At 71.5% G+C, this 20,379-nt stretch carries 19 protein-coding genes; 9 read left to right on the top strand and 10 right to left on the bottom strand.

The features are described from left to right. Positions 1 to 191 precede the first annotated feature (191 nt). On the top strand, positions 192 to 1,493 hold the full coding sequence (locus tag ACWDY5_RS34570; protein ID WP_449726338.1) for an MFS transporter: 1,302 nt from the start codon (positions 192 to 194) through the stop codon (positions 1,491 to 1,493). Positions 1,494 to 1,594: 101 nt separating this feature from the next. Then, positions 1,595 to 4,618 carry an excinuclease ABC subunit UvrA gene (gene uvrA, locus ACWDY5_RS34565; RefSeq protein WP_449726337.1) on the top strand — a complete coding sequence of 1,008 codons (3,024 nt, stop codon included), beginning with the start codon at positions 1,595 to 1,597 and terminating at the stop codon, positions 4,616 to 4,618. Between the two features lie 48 nt (positions 4,619 to 4,666). On the opposite strand, the gene ACWDY5_RS34560 is transcribed toward uvrA, so the two are convergent. From ACWDY5_RS34560 to ACWDY5_RS34520, 9 genes are all read right to left on the bottom strand, one after another. Beyond that, positions 4,667 to 5,326: a response regulator gene (locus ACWDY5_RS34560; protein ID WP_449726336.1), complete on the bottom strand. Its 660-nt coding sequence runs from the start codon at positions 5,324 to 5,326 to the stop codon at positions 4,667 to 4,669. Next, complete coding sequence (locus tag ACWDY5_RS34555) at positions 5,323 to 6,513, bottom strand: sensor histidine kinase (protein ID WP_449726335.1); 1,191 nt, start codon at positions 6,511 to 6,513, stop codon at positions 5,323 to 5,325. Before ACWDY5_RS34555 ends, ACWDY5_RS34560 begins: the two co-directional genes overlap by 4 nt. Beyond that, a complete protein-coding gene (locus ACWDY5_RS34550) occupies positions 6,510 to 7,292 on the bottom strand; it encodes a hypothetical protein (protein WP_449726334.1) in 783 nt (260 codons plus the stop codon). Before ACWDY5_RS34550 ends, ACWDY5_RS34555 begins: the two co-directional genes overlap by 4 nt. A gap of 165 nt (positions 7,293 to 7,457) precedes the next feature. Continuing rightward, positions 7,458 to 8,468: an alpha/beta hydrolase gene (locus ACWDY5_RS34545; protein WP_449726333.1), complete on the bottom strand. Its 1,011-nt coding sequence runs from the start codon at positions 8,466 to 8,468 to the stop codon at positions 7,458 to 7,460. 133 nt (positions 8,469 to 8,601) lie between these two features. Next, positions 8,602 to 10,002 carry a hypothetical protein gene (locus ACWDY5_RS34540; protein ID WP_449726332.1) on the bottom strand — a complete coding sequence of 467 codons (1,401 nt, stop codon included), beginning with the start codon at positions 10,000 to 10,002 and terminating at the stop codon, positions 8,602 to 8,604. Between the two features lie 84 nt (positions 10,003 to 10,086). Then, entirely contained in the window at positions 10,087 to 10,752 is a 666-nt protein-coding gene (locus tag ACWDY5_RS34535) for a lipoprotein (protein WP_449726331.1), read from the bottom strand. A gap of 52 nt (positions 10,753 to 10,804) precedes the next feature. After that, positions 10,805 to 12,205 carry a GntP family permease gene (locus tag ACWDY5_RS34530; RefSeq protein ID WP_449726330.1) on the bottom strand — a complete coding sequence of 467 codons (1,401 nt, stop codon included), beginning with the start codon at positions 12,203 to 12,205 and terminating at the stop codon, positions 10,805 to 10,807. 32 nt (positions 12,206 to 12,237) lie between these two features. Beyond that, entirely contained in the window at positions 12,238 to 13,842 is a 1,605-nt protein-coding gene (locus ACWDY5_RS34525) for an N-acyl-D-amino-acid deacylase family protein (protein ID WP_449726329.1), read from the bottom strand. Positions 13,843 to 13,852: 10 nt separating this feature from the next. Then, a complete protein-coding gene (locus ACWDY5_RS34520; protein ID WP_449726328.1) occupies positions 13,853 to 15,160 on the bottom strand; it encodes an alanine racemase in 1,308 nt (435 codons plus the stop codon). 155 nt (positions 15,161 to 15,315) lie between these two features. Between ACWDY5_RS34520 and ACWDY5_RS34515 the strand changes: the two genes are divergently transcribed. From ACWDY5_RS34515 to ACWDY5_RS34490, 6 genes are all read left to right on the top strand, one after another. Continuing rightward, positions 15,316 to 16,269 (top strand): sugar kinase, encoded by a 954-nt coding sequence (locus ACWDY5_RS34515; RefSeq protein WP_449726365.1) that lies wholly within the window; start codon positions 15,316 to 15,318, stop codon positions 16,267 to 16,269. Continuing rightward, on the top strand, positions 16,266 to 17,018 hold the full coding sequence (locus tag ACWDY5_RS34510; RefSeq protein ID WP_449726327.1) for an IclR family transcriptional regulator: 753 nt from the start codon (positions 16,266 to 16,268) through the stop codon (positions 17,016 to 17,018). Before ACWDY5_RS34515 ends, ACWDY5_RS34510 begins: the two co-directional genes overlap by 4 nt. Before the next feature lie 49 nt (positions 17,019 to 17,067). Beyond that, positions 17,068 to 17,454: a RidA family protein gene (locus ACWDY5_RS34505; RefSeq protein ID WP_449726326.1), complete on the top strand. Its 387-nt coding sequence runs from the start codon at positions 17,068 to 17,070 to the stop codon at positions 17,452 to 17,454. A 163-nt stretch (positions 17,455 to 17,617) separates the two neighbouring features. Then, positions 17,618 to 17,884: a hypothetical protein gene (locus ACWDY5_RS34500; RefSeq protein WP_449726325.1), complete on the top strand. Its 267-nt coding sequence runs from the start codon at positions 17,618 to 17,620 to the stop codon at positions 17,882 to 17,884. Positions 17,885 to 17,924: 40 nt separating this feature from the next. Next, positions 17,925 to 18,548, top strand: a complete 624-nt coding sequence (locus tag ACWDY5_RS34495; protein ID WP_449726324.1) for a hypothetical protein — start codon at positions 17,925 to 17,927, stop codon at positions 18,546 to 18,548. After that, positions 18,538 to 19,155, top strand: coding sequence for a Uma2 family endonuclease (locus tag ACWDY5_RS34490; protein WP_449726323.1), 618 nt, complete (start codon positions 18,538 to 18,540; stop codon positions 19,153 to 19,155). Before ACWDY5_RS34495 ends, ACWDY5_RS34490 begins: the two co-directional genes overlap by 11 nt. On the opposite strand, the gene ACWDY5_RS34485 is transcribed toward ACWDY5_RS34490, so the two are convergent. After that, entirely contained in the window at positions 19,116 to 19,475 is a 360-nt protein-coding gene (locus ACWDY5_RS34485) for a DUF1844 domain-containing protein (RefSeq protein WP_252485878.1), read from the bottom strand. The genes ACWDY5_RS34490 and ACWDY5_RS34485 overlap by 40 nt on opposite strands. 278 nt (positions 19,476 to 19,753) lie before the next feature. On the opposite strand from ACWDY5_RS34485, the gene infC reads away from it, so the two are divergent. Next, on the top strand, positions 19,754 to 20,326 hold the full coding sequence (gene infC / locus ACWDY5_RS34480; protein ID WP_449726364.1) for a translation initiation factor IF-3: 573 nt from the start codon (positions 19,754 to 19,756) through the stop codon (positions 20,324 to 20,326). Positions 20,327 to 20,379: the final 53 nt, after the last annotated feature.

Here is a 20,379-nt window from a genome sequence, read left to right as displayed (position 1 = left end):
CCGGTCATAGCGCCCCTCCCCGACTGGTAGGCGTGTCCGGTGTCTGTGACGAAGTCCTTGATCCTAGGGACCCAGGCTACTCGTCCGCTTCGGCCGAATGTGGTGCTCACATCGTGGAAATTGTGGCCCTCGGACACCCCCAAGAGGTTTGATCTGCACCGTACGGACCGTTCCGACCTGCTGGAGGCCCTGTGTCCACAACAGACACCCCGGTCGCGCCGACCCCGGCCGACCGCCGCAAGGGCCTGGTCGCCGCCTCCATCGGCAACGGCCTGGAGTGGTTCGACTGGAACGCCTACGCGATCTTCGCGGTGTTCTTCGCGCCCCAGTTCTTCCCCAAGGACGACCCCACCGCGGGCACCCTGAGCACCCTGCTGATCTTCGCCGTCGGCTTCTTCTTCCGGCCGCTCGGCGGCGCCCTGCTGGCCGCCTTCACCGACCGGCACGGCCGCCGCGCCGGGCTCAGCCTCTCGGTGATCCTGATGGCCGGCGGCAGCCTGCTGATCGCGGTCGCGCCCACCTACGAGCAGATCGGGCTGTTCGCGCCCGGCCTGCTGCTGCTCGCCCGGATCGCCCAGGGCCTGTCCACCGGCGGCGAGTTCGCCTCCTCCTCGACCTACCTGGCCGAGCTGGCGCCGACCGGCAGGCGCGGCTTCTACAGCAGCTTCATCTACGTCAGCAACGTGCTCGGCACCATCGCCGCGACCCTGGTGCTCACCCTGCTCACCGCCACCCTGGGCCGCGAGGCGCTGGCCGACTGGGCCTGGCGGATCCCGTTCGCGGTCGGCGCGCTGCTCGGCGTCTACGGCCTCTACCTGCGGCGCGCCCTGGAGGAGACCGAGGCGTTCCTGCTCGGCAAGGACCGCAGGGTGGCCAGGCCCACGCTGGAGGTGCTGCGCCGCCACCCCGGCGCCGCGCTGCGCGTGGTCGGGTTCACCGCGGGCGCGACCGCCGCGTACTACACCTTCGCGGTCTACCTGCCCACCTACGCGCAGAAGGCGCACGGCATGGCCGCCACCGGCGCGCAGTGGGCCTCGGTGGCCGCCCAGCTGCTGATGGTCCTGGCGCTCCCCCTGCTGGGGTCGATTTCCGACCGGATCGGGCGAAAGCCGCTGTTGATCGTGTTCGCCGCGGGCTACCTGCTGCTGGTCGTGCCGTTGTTCGGGCTCATCTCCAGTTCGCCGCTGTCACTCTTCCTAGTGATGTCCGGCGGGCTGCTGCTGTTCGCCTGTTACGGAGCGGTGGCGCCGGTGGCGATGGCCGAGCTGTTCCCCACCGAGGTGCGCTCGGCGGGCCTCGGACTGCCGTACTCGCTGACCGTGGCGGTGTTCGGCGGCACCGCGCCCTACGTCGTGGAACAGCTCACAGCAGCGGGTTCGGGAGCCCTGTACCCTTGGTACATCGCAGTGTTGTGCCTGGTCAGCCTGGTGGTCTACCTCACATCGAAGGAGACCAGGCACGTGAGCCTTGCAGGCGCCAAGGCCGATTCCTAGATCGTTCGAACACCTGCGCGAACGAATGTCGGTGGGTCGGCTTAGCATGGCTTCTGCCTTGCCCCAAGACCGCAAGACCCTTGTGAAGGGACCCCACCTCAGTGGCCGACCGTCTCGTCGTTCGTGGCGCACGCGAGCACAACCTGCGCGGAGTCGATCTCGACCTGCCGCGTGACAGCATGATCGTGTTCACCGGGCTCTCCGGCTCGGGCAAGTCGAGCCTGGCCTTCGACACGATCTTCGCCGAGGGCCAGCGCCGGTACGTCGAGTCGCTCTCGGCCTACGCGCGCCAGTTCCTCGGCCAGATGGACAAGCCGGACGTCGACTTCATCGAGGGCCTCTCGCCCGCGGTGTCCATCGACCAGAAGTCCACCAGCCGGAACCCGCGCTCGACGGTCGGCACCATCACCGAGGTCTACGACTACCTGCGCCTGCTCTACGCGCGCGCGGGCAAGCCGCACTGCCCGGTCTGCGGCGAGCTGATCAGCAAGCAGAGCCCGCAGCAGATCGTGGACCAGGTGCTGGCCATGGGCGAGGGCGAGCGGTTCCAGGTGCTGGCCCCGATCGTGCGCGGGCGCAAGGGCGAGTTCGTCGACCTGTTCGAGCAGCTCCAGTCCCAGGGCTACTCGCGGGCCAGGGTGGACGGCGCGGTGCACTCGCTGTCCGACCCGCCGAAGCTGAAGAAGCAGGAGAAGCACGACATCGCGGTGGTCATCGACCGGCTCGCGGTGAAGGCCAATGCCAAGCAGCGGCTGACCGACTCGGTGGAGACCGCGCTGCGGCTGGCCGACGGCCTGGTCGTGCTGGAGTTCGTGGACAAGCCGGAGGACGACCCGCACCGCGAGCGCCGCTTCTCCGAGCACCTGGCCTGCCCGAACGCGCACCCGCTCACGGTGGACGACCTGGAGCCGCGGTCGTTCTCGTTCAACTCGCCCTACGGCGCCTGCCCGGACTGCACCGGCATCGGCGTGCGCAAGGAGGTCGACCCGGAGCTGGTCGTGCCGGACGACGAGCTGTCGCTGGCCGAGGGCGCGGTGGCGCCGTGGGCCAGCGGGCAGGCCGCCGAGTACTACGGCAGGCTGCTGGAGTCGCTGGCCGAGACCATCGGCTTCCGGATCGACGCGCCGTGGAAGCGCCTGTCGGCCAGCGCGCAGAAGGCGGTGCTGCACGGCGTCGACAAGCAGGTGCACGTCCGCTACCGCAACAAGTACGGCCGCGAGCGCTCCTACTACGCCAACTTCGAGGGCGTCATCCCGTTCCTGGAGCGGCGGCAGGAGCAGACCGAGTCCGACTACATGCGGGAGAAGTACGAGGGCTACATGCGGGAGGTGCCGTGCCCGGCCTGCCGCGGCACCCGCCTCAAGCCGGAGATCCTCGCGGTCACCCTCGGCCACCGCAGCCAGGGCGAGAAGTCCATCGCGGACGTCTGCGCGATGAGCGTGCGCGACTGCGCCGAGTTCCTCAACGGGCTGCAGCTGGACCGGCGGCAGAAGATGATCGCCGCCGCGGTGCTCAAGGAGGTGCAGGCCCGGCTCGGCTTCCTGCTCGACGTCGGCCTGGACTACCTCTCGCTGGACCGCGCCTCCGGCACCCTCTCCGGCGGCGAGGCCCAGCGCATCCGGCTGGCCACCCAGATCGGGTCCGGGCTGGTGGGCGTGCTGTACGTGCTGGACGAGCCGTCCATCGGCCTGCACCAGCGGGACAACCACCGGCTGATCGAGACGCTGTCCCGGCTGCGCGACCTGGGCAACACGCTGATCGTGGTCGAGCACGACGAGGACACCATCCGCACCTCGGACTGGGTGGTCGACATCGGCCCCGGCGCCGGTGAGCACGGCGGCCAGGTGGTGCACAGCGGGCCGTACGAGGAGCTGCTGACCAACGCGAAGTCGGTCACCGGGCAGTACCTGGCCGGGGTCAGGGAGATCCCGATGCCCGCGCTGCGGCGGCCGGTGGACCGCAAGCGGCAGCTGACCGTGGTCGGCGCGCGCGAGCACAACCTGCGCGGCATCGACGTGGAGTTCCCGCTGGGCTGCCTGGTCGCGGTCACCGGTGTGTCCGGCTCGGGCAAGTCGACGCTGGTCAACGACATCCTGGCCACCGTGCTGGCGAACAAGCTCAACGGCGCGCGGCAGGTGCCGGGGCGGCACACCAGGGTCACCGGGCTGGACCAGGTGGACAAGCTGGTGCAGGTCGACCAGTCGCCGATCGGCCGGACCCCGCGCTCGAACGCGGCCACCTACACCGGGGTGTTCGACCACATCCGCAAGCTGTTCGCGGCCACCACCGAGGCGAAGGTGCGCGGCTACCAGCCGGGCCGGTTCTCCTTCAACGTCAAGGGCGGCCGCTGCGAGGCCTGCGCGGGCGACGGCACCATCAAGATCGAGATGAACTTCCTGCCGGACGTCTACGTGCCGTGCGAGGTGTGCAAGGGCGCCCGGTACAACCGGGAGACCCTGGAGGTGCACTACAAGGGCAAGACCATCGCCGAGGTGCTGGACATGCCGATCGAGGAGGCCGCGGCCTTCTTCGAGCCGGTCAACGCCATCCACCGGCACCTGCGCACGCTGGTCGACGTCGGCCTGGGGTACGTCCGGCTGGGGCAGCCCGCGCCGACGCTCTCCGGTGGCGAGGCGCAGCGGGTGAAGCTGGCCAGCGAGCTGCAGAAGCGGTCGACCGGCAAGACGGTCTACATCCTGGACGAGCCGACCACCGGCCTGCACTTCGAGGACATCCGCAAGCTGCTGGGCGTGATCAACGGCTTGGTGGACAAGGGCAACACGGTGATCGTGATCGAGCACAACCTCGACGTGATCAAGACCTCGGACTGGCTGGTCGACATGGGCCCCGAGGGCGGCTCCGGCGGCGGCATGGTGGTCGCCACCGGCACCCCCGAGGACGTGGTGGACGTGCCCGAGAGCTACACCGGCCAGTTCCTCGCCCCGCTGCTGGCCAAGGAAGCGGGCGCGGTCCGCGCCGAACCGCGCGCCAAGTCCAAGACCAACGGCGCCAAGCCAGCCAACGGCAAGGCAGCCACCACCAAGACGACCACGACCAAGACCACCAAGAACGGCACCGCCACCAAGAACGGCGCCAAGCCCAAGACCAAGGTCTCCGCCCGCTGACCCCACCCGCCGCGCCGGCCGATCTCGCACCGTGCGGGATCGGCCGGCTCAGCTGCCGGGTCGGACGAGGCGGTGCTCGTAGGCCCAGATCACCGCGTGCACCCGGTCGCGCAGGCCCAGCTTGGCCAGGATGCGGCTGACGTGGATCTTCACCGTGCCCTCGGACAGGAACAGGGTGGCGGCGATCTCCGCGTTGGCCGCGCCCCGGGCCAGGCAGAGCAGCACCTCGCGTTCGCGGGCGGTCAGCGCGGCGGCTGGGTCGGTGGTGGCCGGGCCGGGCAGGTCGGGGGCGATGTGGTCCAGCAGCCTGCGCGTGGTGGACGGGGCGATCACCGCGTCGCCCTGGTGCACGGTGCGGATCGCGGCCAGCATCTCCTCGGCCGGGCCGTCCTTGAGCAGGAAGCCGCTGGCGCCGGCGCGCAGGGCGGCGAAGGCGTGCTCGTCCAGGTCGAAGGTAGTCAGCATGATCACCTTGAGCGCGGGGCCGGGACGGGCGAGCAGCTGCCGGGTGGCCTCGACGCCGTCCATGCGGGGCATCCGCACGTCCATCAGCACCACGTCCGCGGGGGTGTGCGCGAGCAGGGCGAGGGCCTGGACGCCGTCGGCGGCCTCGCCGACCACCCGCAGGTCCGGCTGGGACCGCACCACCAGCACGCAGCCGGTGCGGACCAGTCCCTGGTCGTCGACCACCACCACCCGGATGGTCACGACCGCTCCGGCAGCCAGGCCGTGACCGCGAACCCGCCGCCCGGCCGCCCACCCGCGATGAACCTGCCGCCCGCGGCCTCGGCCCGCTCGCGCATCCCGGTCAACCCGTGTCCCGCCACCGCCGCGTCTCCACCACCATCATCGGCCACCGTCACGGTGAGCCCGGTGGCGGACCAGGCCAGCTCGACCTCGGCGGCACCGGCCCCGGCATGCCGCAGCACGTTGGTCAGCGCCTCCTGCACCACCCGGTAGGCGGCCAGCCCGGCGACCGCGCCCAGCGGCCGGGGCTCGCCGCGCTCGGTGAGGCGGACCGGGAGACCGGTGGCGCGAATCCCGGCCAGCAGCTCGGGCAGGTCGGCGAGACCGGGCTGCGGTCGCCGGGTGACCGGCTCGGGCCCGCGCAGCACGCCGAGCAGCCCGCGCATCTCGGTCAGCGCCGCCCGGCCAGTGTCCTCGACCACCCGCAGCGCCTCGCCGGCCAGCTCCGGCGCGTACCGGCCGCCCTTGGCCTGGCTGACGATCACCGCCAGCGAGTGTGCGATGACGTCGTGCATCTCCGCGGCGATCCGGGCCCGCTCGTCCCGCCGCGCCCGCTCGGCCAGACTCGCCGCCCGCTGCCGGTGCGCCAGCCCCAGACTCCACGCCGCGAGCACCACCGCACCCAGCAACGCGGCCAGCAACCCAGCCGGCACCGGCGCATTCGCGTCCCTGACCTGCGGCGACCCCACAAAAGCGACGGTGACCAGCCCGGCCAGGGCGAGCCCGACGGCCAGAGCCACCGAGGGCGCCCGCCGAGCCCCGTGCGCGCAGGCGGAGTACAGCGCGACCGGCACCACCAGCGCCGAGGGCAGCACCAGCGCGAAACCGGAGATCAGCGCCGCGGCGGCGAAGGCGAGGCAGGTCAGCAGGAGGGCAGGGAGGGGGTGGGTGCGGCGGGCGGCTAGGGCGAGGTGGGCGACGGCCAGGGTGGCGAGCAGTGGGAGGGCAGTCGGGTGGGGGAGCGCGACGAGCGCGAGGGTGGCGGACAGGCCGCCGAGCCCCGCGCAGAGCACGGCGGCGAGCAGCGCGTCCCGCACGCCGGGCCGGGCCAGGGCGCGAGGCCCGCCCGGCGCGGGCCACACACGGCGGCCGCTCGCCGAACGCCGGTTCCAGCGGCCGGGCGATGCTGGGTCGCCGGGTGGGGTCATGTCAGCACCGTAGGGCGCTGGGGGCGGGTGCGGTCGGCGAATCCCAGGGTTGCCGCGGCCAGGGTGACGCCGAGCAGTGCCCAGCTGAGGTAGACCACCAGCACCACCAGCGTGGCCGGGTCGCCCAGGTCGAAGGGCAGGGCTGGGCCGCCGAGTGGGACCGACAGGGCGGCGAAGATCGGCATTGAGCCCTGGCTGATCAGGGCGATGGTCGCGATCGTGCCGCTGAGCAGCAGCAGCGGCCTTGGCAGTGGCCAGGTCCGGACCAGGGCGTAAGCCAGCAGGGCCGCTGCGCCGAAGGCGAGCACCTCGCCCAGTGGCGGGGCGCCGCCGTCCAGCCACCAGTAGACCTTCAGCGCCGGGTAGGGCAGGGCAAGGGCGAGCGCCAGGTGGCCCAGTCCACGCTGGTCGCGGTGGTCACGGCGGCGGGTGCGCAGCAAGGTGACCAGCAGGGCGAGCAGGGCGGCCAGGGCGGTGCCGCGGCTGAGTGCGCCGGGCCAGTCGACCAGGGCGAAGTCGCCGGCCGGGATGCCGGTCGCCCAGAAGAAGAACCGGAAGCCGTCCAGGGGCAGGCCCGCGCTCGCCCACAGCAGCAGGACACAACCGAGCGTGCCCGTGGTGCGGGTGGCGCGGCCGGTGAGGGCGAGCGCGCCGCAGACCACGGCGAGTGCCACCAGCCAGACCGGGGTGGAAACCTGTTGGTACGACTGGGTTCCTGGCAGGAACGGTCTGGCCAGCGCGGCGACCAGGGCCGCGGACAGGGTGAGGGCGGATGTCATGGGTTGACCCTGGCTCGCGGGGTGGCGACGGCGCGTCTGTCGCGTGGCCAGTCCTGGTCGGTCGCGCGGCATATCCGGGGCTGGAGCCGGACGCACTCCGGCTGCTGACCACCGCGGCGGCCCGCGCCGATGTGGCGGCGGGCCGCCTCAGGGCCGGGTGCCGGGCTAGATGTGCGCGGCCAGCCAGTTCAGCACCGCCTGCTGGTACTGCGGTGCGCTCGGATGCAGGTTGAGGTCGTGTCCCACTCCTGGCGCGACGTAGGCCGAGACGTTCGGCGCGTGCGCGTAGTAAGCGCTTTCCGTTGCCAGCACGGAGTTCGCGCTTGAACAGTTGGTGGCCCCGGTGCCGCAGAACAGCTTGTCCGAGCCGCCGATGGCCAGTAACACCGGCGCGTTGATCAGCGCCGAGTACGGCGGGATGATCCCGACGCCCAGCGAGTCGCCGGTCTCCAGCACGGTCAGCACGTCCTTGGTCTGCTCGTCCACCGCCACCACCGCGGGATCCACCGCGCCGGGCTCGTGGAACAGCGGGCCGCGCTTGCCGGGTTTGCTGGTCAGGTAGTTGGGGTCGTAGCCGCCGCCCTGCAACTGCGGGTCCAGCATGGCCGGGTGGATGTCGGTGAGCGCGGTGGACAGGTTCAGCAGGTTCGGGTGGTGCGTCATGCCGGTCAGCACCACCCCGTCCACATCGCGGTGAGTGCCCGCCTCCAGCACCGAGATCGCCGAGCCGATCGAGTGTCCAATGAGGACGACCTTGGCGAAAGAGGAGCGCAGCGTCTGGATCACCTTGTGCACCGCCTTGGCCTGCACCAGCGCGGTGACCAGTGTGCCAAGTGGACGTGAGCTCGCGCCGGTGCCCAGCCGGTCCACCACCGCGGTGGCGTACCCGGCGGCGTTCATCGCCTTGCGGAAGTTGTAGGTGCCCTGCTGGTACGGGAAGTTCCAGTAGGTCTGGTTGTAGGTGCCGCCGGGCACCATGACCAGCACCTTGGTGGCGCCGGGCGGGGTGCACAGCGTGCCGCGCATCTGCTGCTGGGTGAGCAGCACGGAGACGTTCTGGGTGAAGGGCTGACAGACCGGTTCGGTTGCGGATGCGGTCGCGGGGACGAGGAGCTGGGCCAGCAGGACGGGGACGACCAGACCGAGTAGACGGGTGATGACCGACCGTCGGCGCATGGGACCTCCGGGTCTCGACAAGCGGAATCGGTTCCAGCGCAGCCATGGTGGAGGCTTGACGGCGGGCGCGGACTCGGCCGAACGGGTGCTGACCCGGTCTGACACCACGCTGTGATCGATCCGCGTCCGAAGATCAGCTCTCGGTACGGCGGCGGTGCAGAATTCCCTTGTACAGCAACAGGAATCCGGCCAGTGCGAGCATGCCGCCGGCCAGTGCGACGGGTTGCGGGCCGTAGAGCCTGCCGAGCACGGTGGTGTCCGCGCTGACCTTTCCGCTGAAGTACATGAGCTCCTGCCCGGCCAGCGCCAGCCCGGTGAACAGCGGGCCCAGCGCCATCGGCAGCGCGCCGCGGTCGGCCAGGCCAGGCGCCACCGCGCCCGCGGCCAGGATCACCGCCACGATCACCAGCACCATGACCAGTTCGGCCGGCAGGTGGTCGGTGTGCTCCAGCAGCGCGCGCAGGCCGCGGCCGGGCAGTTCTGGCGCGGTCAGCGCCACCGCGGCCAGCCCGAGGCAGACCCCCGCCGCGGCCAGCAGCCGGTGCCGCACGGTGGCGGCGAGCACGCCCAGCGCGAGTCCGGTGGCCGCGATCGGCAGGATCGGCGTGGCGGCCACGGTCATCGCGTAGTAGGCCGCGAACAGCGGTGCGCTGGCCGCCAGCGCGGCCGCGGTGACCACCACCACCGCGCCCAGCACCCCGGCCCCGGCGATCACCGCCACCGCGACGGTGGCCGCCAGCGCGGTCGCCGCGGACACGCCCACCTCGGCCGCGGACTGCGGACCGGCTGGGAAGAACGCGCTGATCACCTTGGGCAGCAACGGGATCGCGCTGGCGCACAGGCCGAGCTGGAGCATCCGGCGGTCCGGTGGGTACTCGGCTGGCTCGGTCAGCCTGCCGGTGGCCGCGGCCAGCACCGCGAGCACCGCGCCGGTCAGGCCGACCACGGTCAGCAGCGCCACCGCGGTGTCCGGCGGCGGCGGGCCGGGCACCGGAACGGGCCGTCCGAACAGGATCCGGCTGAACAGCTCCGCGCCGATCATGGCCGCGACCACCGCGGCGGCCGCGGCCCGGGATCCGGCGCGGGACAACTGCTGGGCCGCGCCCAGGATGCCCGCGATCAGCAGCGAGCCGCCCATGGTGCCGCCCGCGGTGAGCGTGTCCAGGATGCCGTCCTGGCCGGTGGTGTACTTCTCCGGCCAGGTCGTCTCGTGCAGCAGCGTCGGCCAGATCCGCACCACCGCCGCGGGCACCCCGGCCATCGCGCCGGCCAGCAGCAGCCAGGGCCAGCGGCGGATCAGGCAGAGCCCGGCCGCGATGCCGATCATCCCGGCGCCGACGGTGACCAGCTGGCCGAAGTTCAGCTCGATCACCGGCCGGGTGGACAGGTCGGTCAGCCGCCTGCCCTCCGGCCCGACCAGGCCGATCAGCCCGGCCACGCTGGCCAGCACCACCAGCACGATCGACCGGGTGCCCAGCTGCTTGGGCGCCCGCCGCCGCTCGGCGAAGGCGAGGGTGGCGGCCCCGGAGGTCATGCGCAGCACGCTAGCGGCACCCCCAGCAGCCTCCGGAAGAGCGAAATCGGAAACTTTGGGGTGCCCTGACCTTTGACCCGACGATCAGCCCCTGGCCGCCATGGTGGACCTGGCCAGCACGTACGCCGGCAGCATCTGCTTGTGCTCGTCGGTGTCCAGTCCGCCGAGCTGCAGCACCACCGCGCCCTTGGGCAGGGTCACCGCGAGCGCGCGCTGGCGGCGGTCGCCGCCGTTGATGGTGTCCGGCACCACGTAGGTCGCCTCGGCCGCGGCCAGCGAACCCGCCGCGGTCTCCCGGATCTCGGACTTGGCGGCCTTCTTCTCCCCGGTCATGAAGCTCTCCAGCGCCTGCTTGGCACCCAGCGCCGAGTCGGTGCTCCAGACCCGCAGGAAGCCGAGGTTGCCCGCGGGCTTGGCGTCGATCTCGCAGGCGACCTGGAAGACACCCTGCTTGCCCAGCAGGCCCGCGCCCTCCTTGGACACCGCCTTGGCCACCCACAGCTTCGCCACGTCGAACTCCACCGGCAGCGGGCAGGCCGCGGAGAGCTTGCCGTCCGCGGTGGCCACCTTCAGATCGTCGAACCAGGGTTCACCCGGTTTGGCGACGGCGGAAGTCGGGCCGGGCGCGGCGCTGGCCGAGGTCGGGCCGGAGGTGGCGGGCGTGCCGCTGCCGCCGCCCGCGCCGCCGCAGCCGGTGAGCAGCAGGGCGAGCAGGGCAGCGGACAGCGGCGCGCGCAGACGCGAATTCATGATCGTTATCCCCCACGGAAAGTGTTGCTTGCGGGGCGACCATATACCGGCCTCAGCCGATGACCACACTGAGAATCGCGGCTACCCCGAAGCCGACCACGGACAGGATCGTCTCCAATACCGTCCAGGTCTGCAGGGTCTCCTTGGTCGGGATGCCGAAGTACTTCGACACGATCCAGAAACCGCCGTCGTTGACGTGCGAGGCGATGATGGAACCGGCCGCGATGGCGGCGCCGATCAGCGCCAGCTGCGGCTGGGAGTACCCGGCGTCGGCCAGCAGCGGGGCCACGATGCCCGCGGTGGTCACGATGGCCACCGTGGCCGAGCCCTGGGCGATGCGCAGGCCGCAGGAGATCACGTAGGCCAGCACGATGAACGGCAGGCCCGCGTCGGAGAGCGTGCCGGCCAGCGCCTTGCCCACGCCGGTGGCGGAGAGCACCGCGCCGAAGAAGCCACCGGCGCCGATCACCAGCAGGATCATGCCGACCGGGCGCAGCGCGGCCCCGGTCATCTCGCCGATCTCCTTGCCGGTCATGCCGCGCCGGGTGCCCAGCAGCCACAGCGCCAGCAGCAGCGCGATGGTCAGCGCGATCGCCGGGTTGCCGAAGAAGGTCAGCACCTTCAGCACCTCGTTGCCCTTGGGCAGCAGCACGCTGCCGAAGGTGGCGCCCAGGATCAGTGCTAGCGGCAGGCCGATGATGAAGGCCACCAGGCCCAGCGAGGGCACCGCGCGATCCTTGTTCTTCTCCGCGAACGCCTCGCCCGCGGCCACCAGCTCCTCGGCCACCGGGATGTTGATCCGCTTGCCGATCCAGGAGGAGAAGAACACGCCACCGATCAGCCAGGCGGGGATGGCGCAGGCCAGGCCCATGATGATCAGCCAGCCCAGGTCCACCTTGAGCAGTCCGGCCAGCGCGACCGGGCCGGGGTGCGGCGGCAGGAAGGCGTGCATCACGGACAGCCCGGCCAGCAGCGGCATCGCGTAGAGCACGATGGACCGGCCGCTGCGCTTGGCCGCCACGTAGACCAGCGGGGCGAGCACGAAGATGCCGATGTCGAAGAACACCGGGATGCCGAAGATCAACCCGGCCAGGCCCATGGCCAGCGGCGCGCGGTTCTCGCCGAAGAGGGCGAGCAGCCTGCGGGTGAGCACCTCGGCGCCGCCGGAGGCCTCCAGGATCGCGCCGAGCAGCGTGCCGAGACCGATGATCGCGGCCACGTGCCCGAGCACGCCGCCGAACCCGGTCTCGATCAGTGACTCCTTGGCGCTCTGCGCCGAGCCCACGAGCTTGTCGATCGGCAGCCCGGCCGCGAGCGCGACCAGCACGCCCGCGATCAGCAGGGCGATGAACGGCTCCACCTTGAACTTGATGATCATGGTGAGCAGCACGGCGATGCCGACCGCGGACAGCAGCAGCAGTCCTGGTGTCGACGTTTGCAGCCAGGTGAGCAAGGGTTCTCCCCAGTGGCGGTGGGTGTGTTGAGCTAGCGAGTACCGGTTGGTGTGTTGCGCACGGAACGACCGGCCAGCGCGCCGGTGTGCCTGCCGTCGTCGATCACCGGGACCCCGTTGACCACGACATACGGAATGCCCTCGGGGCGGGTGCGGGGCGCCTCGAAGGTGGCGGTGTCGCGCACCGCCGCCGGGTCGAACAGCACCAGGTCCGCCGCGAAGCCCTCGCGGACCAGGCCGCGGTCGGTCAGCCGCAGCCGCCGGGCGGCGCGGCCGGTCATGTGCGCCACGCAGTCGGCGAGCCCCAGCACGCCGAGCTCGCGGACGTAGTGCGCCAGGTAGCGCGGGAAGGTGCCCCAGGCGCGCGGGTGCGGTCGGTCGCCGACCAGCAGGCCGTCGCTGCCCACGGTGTGCGCCGGGTGCCGCATGATCGCGCGCACGTTCTCCTCGTGGCCCACGTGCATCAGGCAGGAGGTGCCCAGCGACTCGGCGATGAGCGTGTCGAAGTACAGCTGTGAGGGCGGAACCCCTTGGCGGGCCGCGCTGTCCAGCACTGAAGAGCCGACCAGGTGCCCGTGCAGCTCGGGTTTGCGCACCCCGTTGATCTCGATGGTGGACCAGTCCACCGGCACGCCGTGGCAGCCGTCGGAGCCGATCTCCTCCAGCTCGACCCTGATCCGCTCACGAGTGTCCACATCGGACAGTCGTGCCAGCGCCGCGTCCAGTCCGCCCGCGGTCGCCCAGCTGGGCAGCAGCGCGGACAGGTAGGTGGCGCCGGGCAGGTAGGGGTAGGTGTCCAAGGTGATGTCGCAGCCGTCGTCGATGGCACTGTCCACCATGGACAGCAGCTCACCCGCGCGGCCCTTGTTCACCGGGAAGTTCATCGTGGCGTGCGCCAGGTGCAGCGGGCAGCCGGAGCGGACCGAGACGTCGATCATCTCCGCGTAGGCCTCCACCGCGCCCGCGCCGTAGCTGCGGTGGTGCGGGCTGTAGAAGCCGCGGTTGCGGCCCACCACCTCGCACAGCTCGGTCAGCTCGGCGGTGCCGGCGTACATGCCCGGGGTGTAGGTCAGGCCGGAGGACATGCCGACCGCGCCCTGGGCCAGGCCCTCGGCCAGCACGGTCTTCATCCGGTCCATCTCGGACGCGGTGGCCGGGCGGTCGTCCCAGCCCACGCACAGCATCCGCAGCGTGCCCTGTGGCACCAGGTAGGCGGCGTTGACCGCGATCCCGGTGTCCAGGCGGTCCAGGTACTCCCCGACGCTGCGCCAGTTCCAGTCGAACCCGGCCGGGTCGTCGTTCCACCCGGCGAGCTGCTGGCGGAGCTGGGCCAGCACCGAGTCGTCGACGGGCGCGTAGGACAGCCCGTCCTGGCCGAGCACCTCCAGGGTCACGCCCTGGCAGACCTTGGCCTCGTGGTCCGGCTTGACCAGCACCTGGAGGTCGGAGTGCGAGTGCATGTCGATGAAACCGGGGGTCAGCGCAAGACCGTCGGCCTCGACAACCCTTGTCCCGCTTAGGCTTCCGGGCGCACCGATCTCGGCGATCCGCCCCTGGTCGACCGACACGTCCGCGAGCCGGGGTTCCCCGCCCGTGCCGTCCACCAGCAGGGCGCCGCGAAAGACGAGCTCAGCCATGGCCGTCCCCTCAGAAGTAGGTGCGCACGAAGTCGACGACGGTCTCACCGTCGGCCGCCACCACGGGCAGCAGCTGCCACTTGTCGAAGACCGTGCACGGGTGGGACAGGCCCAGCCGCACCCAGTCGCCGACCTCGACCTGGTCCACAGTGGACAGTTCGAGGAACGCGTGCTGGTCGTTCAGCTTGGTGACCGCGCACCCGGTCAGCTCGGTGGTCTCCGCGCCGCGGCGGCGCAGCTGCGGTTCGGGCAGGCCTTCGTCGAAGGAGAAGTCCCGCTTTCCCGCGGTGAGCAGGGCCAGCCTGGGCTCGGGCTTGGAGGTGACCTGCGCCCAGCCGTGCAGCGCGGGCTTGAGCGCGGTGGTGCCCGCGAGCCGGGCGTCCGGGCCGAACGGGGTGATGCCGCGGTAGAAGCCGTCGTCGTGGGTGAGGTAGGCACCGCTGCGCAGCACCGGCAGCAGCTCGGGGCCGGTCCAGCCGGGGGCGAACTCGGTGAAGGCCTCGGCCACCAGGTCCGGCCAGGCGCTGCCGCCCGCGGTCAGCACGACCCGCTCGGCTCCGGCGAACAGCCCGTCCGCGTGCAGCTCGGCCAGCAGTCCGCACATCTCGCGCAGGTAGCCGCGCACGGTCGCGGACGCGGTGTCCACGTCGCCGTGCGCCACCGCGCCCTCGTAGCCACCGGCCCCGGCCAGCCGCAGCACCGGGCTCGCGCTGACCGCCTCGGCCACCGCGCGGGCGGTGGCCCGGTCCCGCGCCCCGGTGCGGCCGCCGGGCGCGCCCAGCTCCACCAGCACCTCGATCGGCCGGGACAGCCCGGTCAGGCCCTCGGTCATCAGCTCGACCCCGCGCACCGAGTCGGCCCAGCACAGGAACTCGAAGTCCGGGTCGGCGTTGACCTGCTCGGTCAGCCAGGCCAGCGCGGCCGCGTCGGCCAGCTGGTTGGCCAGCAGGATCCGGCTCACCCCGAAAGCCCGGTAGACGCGCAGCTGGCTGGCGTTGGCCGCGGTGATCGCCCAGGCGCCCGCGGCGAGTTGCCGCTGGTAGATCTGGGGCGCCATCGGGGTCTTGCCGTGCGGGGCGAGCAGCAGGCCCTGGCCGGCCACCCAGTCCGCCATGGTGCGCAGGTTGTGCTCCAGGGCGTCGGCGTCGATGACCACCAGCGGGGGTAGGAAGCCGTCCCGGAACAGGTTCGGGCGGGCCGCGGCGGCCTCGGCGATGGTCTGACCCGCGAGCGCGCTCGGCAGGCCCTTGAAGCGCCAGTCGATCCGCTCGGTGGCGATCGCGGCCACCGCGTCCTGGTCGAGACGAGCCGGTTCCACAGCATCCGCCTTTCGTTGCGAATTACGCAACTGAGATTGCGCTATGTGATGCGTGGCTGTGTAGCATTCCGCTGAGCTGGTCGTCAACGTTGGCCGGGCCGGAGGGAACCTGAGTGGATGAGCTGAAACCCCCAGTTGATCGCGGGGTTGCGGACGTGGTGTGCCTGGGTGAGTCGATGGCCCTGTTCGTCCCGGCCGAGCCGGGGCCGACGCACGAGGTCACCACCTGGACCAGGACGGTCGGCGGCGCGGAGTCCAACGTGGCCTGCCACCTGGCCCGCTTCGGCTGGCACAGCCGCTGGGTCAGCGCACTCGGCCAGGACGCCTTCGGCCAGGCCATCCTGGACCGGATCGGCTCCTTCGGCGTGGACACCGCGGACGTGGGCCGGGACGAGCACCGCCCGACCGGCCTCTACGTCAAGGAGGCCGACGCCGGCGGCAGCACGGTGCGCTACTTCCGGCGCGGCTCGGCCGCCTCCGGCATGGGGCCGGAACTGCTGCAGACGCTCAACCTGGACCGCACCGCGCTGATCCACGTCTCCGGGATCACCGCCGCGCTCTCGGAGAGCTGCCTCGCGCTGCTCACCGCGATCCTGGACCCCTGGCGCGGCGACCGGCTGGTCTCCTTCGACCTGAACTGGCGCCCCGCGCTGTGGCGTGGCCGGGACACCTCGGTGCTGGCCGAGCTGGCCAACAAGGCCGACATCGTGCTGGTCGGCTCGGACGAGGCCGAGGCGCTGTGGGGCGTCGGCGACCCGGCCGCGCTGCGCGAGCTGCTGCCCGAACCGCGCACGCTGGTGGTCAAGCAGGCTGAGCAGGGCGCCACCCTGGTGGAGAACGGCAGCACCCACTTCGAGCCCGCGCTCAAGGTCGACGTGGTCGAACCGGTCGGCGCGGGAGACGCCTTCGCCGCCGGGTTCCTCTCCGCGCACCTGGACGGCCTGGACGCCGCGCGCCGCCTCCGCCAGGGCCACCTCACCGCGGTCGGCTCCCTGCTGACCAGGGACGACGTCGGCGAGCCCGTGCCGGCGCCGCGGCGGGCGGAGCTGCTGGCCGCGGACCCGGCGACCTGGGCGGCCACCCACTTCACCGCGGGAGCGCCGGCATGAGCCAGAGCCTGGACCGCGCGCTGACCATCCTCACCGAGCTGGCCGGCGGGCGGCGCACGCTGGACGAGCTGGCCGCGGTGCTGGACGTGCACAAGTCCACCGCGCTGCGGCTGCTGCGCACCCTGGAGGCGCGCCGGTTCGTGCAGCGCGAGGACGTGCGGCACTACCGGCTCGGCACCACGCTGTTCGACCTGGCGCACCGCGCGCTGGAGGAACGCGATGTGCGGCGCACCGTCGAGCCCGCGCTGCGCGAGCTGAACGCGAGCACCGGGCACACCGTGCACCTGGCCAGCTACGAGGGCGGCGAGGTGATCTACATCGACAAGTACGACAGCCGCCACCAGGTCCGGATGTACTCCAGGGTCGGCAAGAGCGCGCCGCTGCACTGCACCGCGGTGGCCAAGCTGCTGCTCTCCGCGCTGCCCGAACGCGAGCAGCGCCGGATCGTCGAGGGCATCACCTTCACCAAGCTGACCGCGAACACCATCACCGACCCCGCCGCCTACCTGGCCGAACTGCGCAAGGTCCGGGCCCAGGGCTACGCGGTGGACCGGTCCGAGCACGAGGACTTCATCCACTGCATCGGCGCGCCGATCCTGGGCGCCCGCGGCGAGGTGCTGGCCGCGGTGTCGATGTCGGTGCCGAAGATGCTGCTCGACTACGACGGCCTGCTCGCGCTGCTGCCCGAGTTGCGCGCCGCCGCCAGGACCGCCAGCGCCGCCTGCGGCTGGCGCCCGGACAACACCTGATTTCCCCCGCAACACAGACCCCGCAACACCGACAAGGAGTCGCCGCACCATGGCCAAGACCGAGATCCGCACCGAGAACGCGCCCACCCCGGTGGCCAACTTCTCCCAGGGCGTCCGCAAGGGCAACATCCTGCAGGTCGCGGGCCAGGTCGCCTTCGACCCGGCCACCGGCGCGATCGTCGGTGACACCGTCGCCGAGCAGACCCGCCAGACCCTGAAGAACGTGGCCGCCGTGCTGGAGGCCGGCGGCGCCAGCTTCGACGACGTGGTGATGTTCCGGGTGTACCTCACCGACACCGGTCACTTCGGCGAGATGAACGCGGTCTACAACGAGGTGATCAACTCCGGCCCGTTCTCCGGGCGCACCACGGTCTACGTGGGCCTGCCCGCCGGCCTGCTGGTCGAGATCGACGCGCTGGCCGTGCTCGGCGACTGATCACCGACGGTGACTGAACCTCGCGCCACTGCTCCAAGGGATACCGCGTCCGCTACCAACGCGTGAGATCCGTCCCCTGGTGGAGTGGCGCGGGATTGAGTCCCCGGCGGCACTGGGTTTGGTTGGGAGAGCAGACGTTCCACCAGCTCAGGAGGTTCACGTCATGGCACAGCGATCCCGCGTCGCCGGGTTCCTGACCGCGCTAGCCCTCGCCCTCGGCGGATCGGTGGCCCTGGCCGCCCCCGCCAGCGCGGACAGCTACGACTGCTACCGCTACCTCGACCGGCTCTACTACGGCATCGACGACGACCACGACCTCGCCTGCGAGTACGGCGCGGACGGCCACTACCGGCTGTGCGTGGAACTCCTGGACGACAACGGCATCTTCCGCAGGCACGCCTACGAGGCCTGCTCCCGCGCCGACTGGTGACCCCTGTCTGAACCCACCCGATCCGGGATACAAGGAGGGGGTGAAGCTCTACGCCGACCACGGGGCCCGCCGCACGGCCCAGCTGGTGGCCGACCTCGGTGCCCTGTTGATCATCGCCGTCAGCGTCTGGCTGGCCATGGACCTCTACGACCTGGTGAGCAAACTACGAGCACCCGGCGTCGAGCTGGTCGAGGCGGGCGGTTCGCTACGCGAGCTGTCCACCTCGGCCGCCGCCCAGGCCGGGCGGTTGCCGCTGGTGGGGGACGAGCTGGCGGCCGCGCTGGGCCGTGGCTCGGCGGTGGCGGACCGGCTGGTGGACGCGGGGAACAAGCAGATGTCCGCGGTGGACTCGACCGCGCTGTGGCTGAGCGTGCTGCTGGTGCTGGTCCCGGTGTCACTGCTGCTGGTGTCCTGGCTGCCGCTGCGGGCCCGGTTCGTCCGCCAGGCCACCGCGGCCCGGCGGCTGACCAGGCTGGGGGAGGCGCACGTGGATCTGCTCGCGTTGCGCGGGCTGGCCAACCTGCCGCTGCACACCCTGGCCAAGCCTGGGGTGGACCTGGTGGGAGCGTGGCGGTCGGGTGATCGCGCGGCCACCGAACTGCTGGCGAGCAAGGAGCTGCGTCGGCTGGGGTTACGACTGGAGACAGGAACAAGTGAACGCTGACGACCTGGACACCCTGCCGGAGTGGATGCGCCCGCCCCGCGACGAGGGCTGGTACTCCGACGACCTCGATCAGTTGCCGGAGGCGCCCCAGCACACCGAGCTGATCGACGGCGCACTGGTGTTCCGCTTGGTGCCGCAGACCGTCTGGCACAGCCGGATGTGCCACGAGTTCGGGAGGGCCCTCGCCGCGCAGGCCCCGCCCGGCATCGAGGTCGACTGTGGCATGACCATCCGGCTGGACCAGCGCAACCGGCCGGAAGCCGACATCGTCGTCAACGACGCGCCGCCCGATCCCGGCCTCACCTGGTTCGCGCCGACGGACGTGCGGCTCGTGGTCGAGGTCGTGTCACCGGAGTCCGCGCACCGGGACCACACGGTCAAGCTGCGCAAGTACGCCGAAGCGGGCATCCCGCATTACTGGATCGTCGACAGGGACGACCTCGCGCCGGTCGTGCGCGCCTATGAGCTGGACGAGCCGACCGGCGCCTATGCTCCGGCCGGCGTCTTCCGTGGCACTCTGACTCGCCCGGTTCCGTTCCCGATCACCCTCGACCTGGACCGCCTGCTTCAGTACACCGGTCCCGTGTACTTCTCGCCCGGCCCCTGACCCGGCTCGTCCGGCACCGCCGAGGCCTCCCGGAACGCCTTCTGCAGCGCCTGCAGCCCGTCCCGCAGCGGCGCCGCGTGAATCCCCAGGTACTCCACCGAAGCCGTGATCAACCCGGCCAGCGCGGTGATCAGCCTGCGGGCCTCGTCCAGGTCCAGGCGGTCGCTCTCGGCGGGGTCGGGGTCGGCCAGGCCGAGCTTCTCGGCGGCGGCGGACATCAGCATCACCGCGGCGCGGCTGATCACCTCGATGCTGGGGACGTCGGACAGTTCGCGCACGGGGTCGGGGTCGGAGCCCTCGATTGGGTGGGACGTACTCACGCCTGGTACGATTCCACGAGCGACCAGCCCCCGCGCACGTGGGGGCGGCAAGTGGAGCCCCGCTCCCACCCGAGTCACCGCTTGAGGTGTCCGGGTCCGGTCAGGTAGTCGACCCAGGTCAGACTACCCGTGCGCGATCCTCGCCGGCGACGGCGGGTGATCGCGAGATCGGAAATGGGCGGGCCCCGTGCGCGGAACAATGCGCCGGGGCCTCGTCGTTATGTCGGGGTTCTTCTTGTCGCGGTGCGCGCGAGCTACCGCCAAACCGAGGAGGCCCCATCAGCTCCGAAACACGCATCAACGACCGCATCCGGGTACCCGAGGTCCGTCTGGTCGGACCCGCGGGTGAGCAGGTCGGCATCGTCCGCATCGAGGACGCGCTGCGACTTGCCGAGGAAGCGGACCTCGACCTCGTCGAGGTCGCCCCACAGGCACGACCGCCGGTCTGCAAGCTCATGGACTACGGCAAGTTCAAGTACGAGAGCGCGCAGAAGGCCCGCGAGTCCCGTCGCAACCAGCAGATGACGGTCATCAAGGAGCAGAAGCTCCGGCCGAAGATCGACTCGCACGACTACGAGACCAAGAAGGGGCACATCGTCCGCTTCCTTGGTCAGGGACACAAGGTCAAGGTGACCATCATGTTCCGTGGTCGTGAGCAGTCCCGGCCCGAGCTGGGTTTCCGCCTGCTGCAGCGCCTCGCGGAGGACGTCGCCGATCTGGGTGTCGTTGAGTCCAGCCCCAAGCAGGACGGCCGGAACATGATCATGGTTCTGGCTCCGCACAAGAACGTGAAGCCGCGCACCGCCACCAAGTCGGACGCGGAGACCGAGCAGGACGCGGCGGCGGAGTAACTCCCCGCGTACTGCGAGCAACGCGGGCACCCTCGCCCGCGTTGCGAGCCGGT

The sequence above is a fragment of the Crossiella sp. NPDC003009 genome (genome assembly GCF_053591555.1).
Note: the sequence above shows the minus strand (reverse complement) of the source record. Positions and strands in the feature narration are given on the sequence as shown.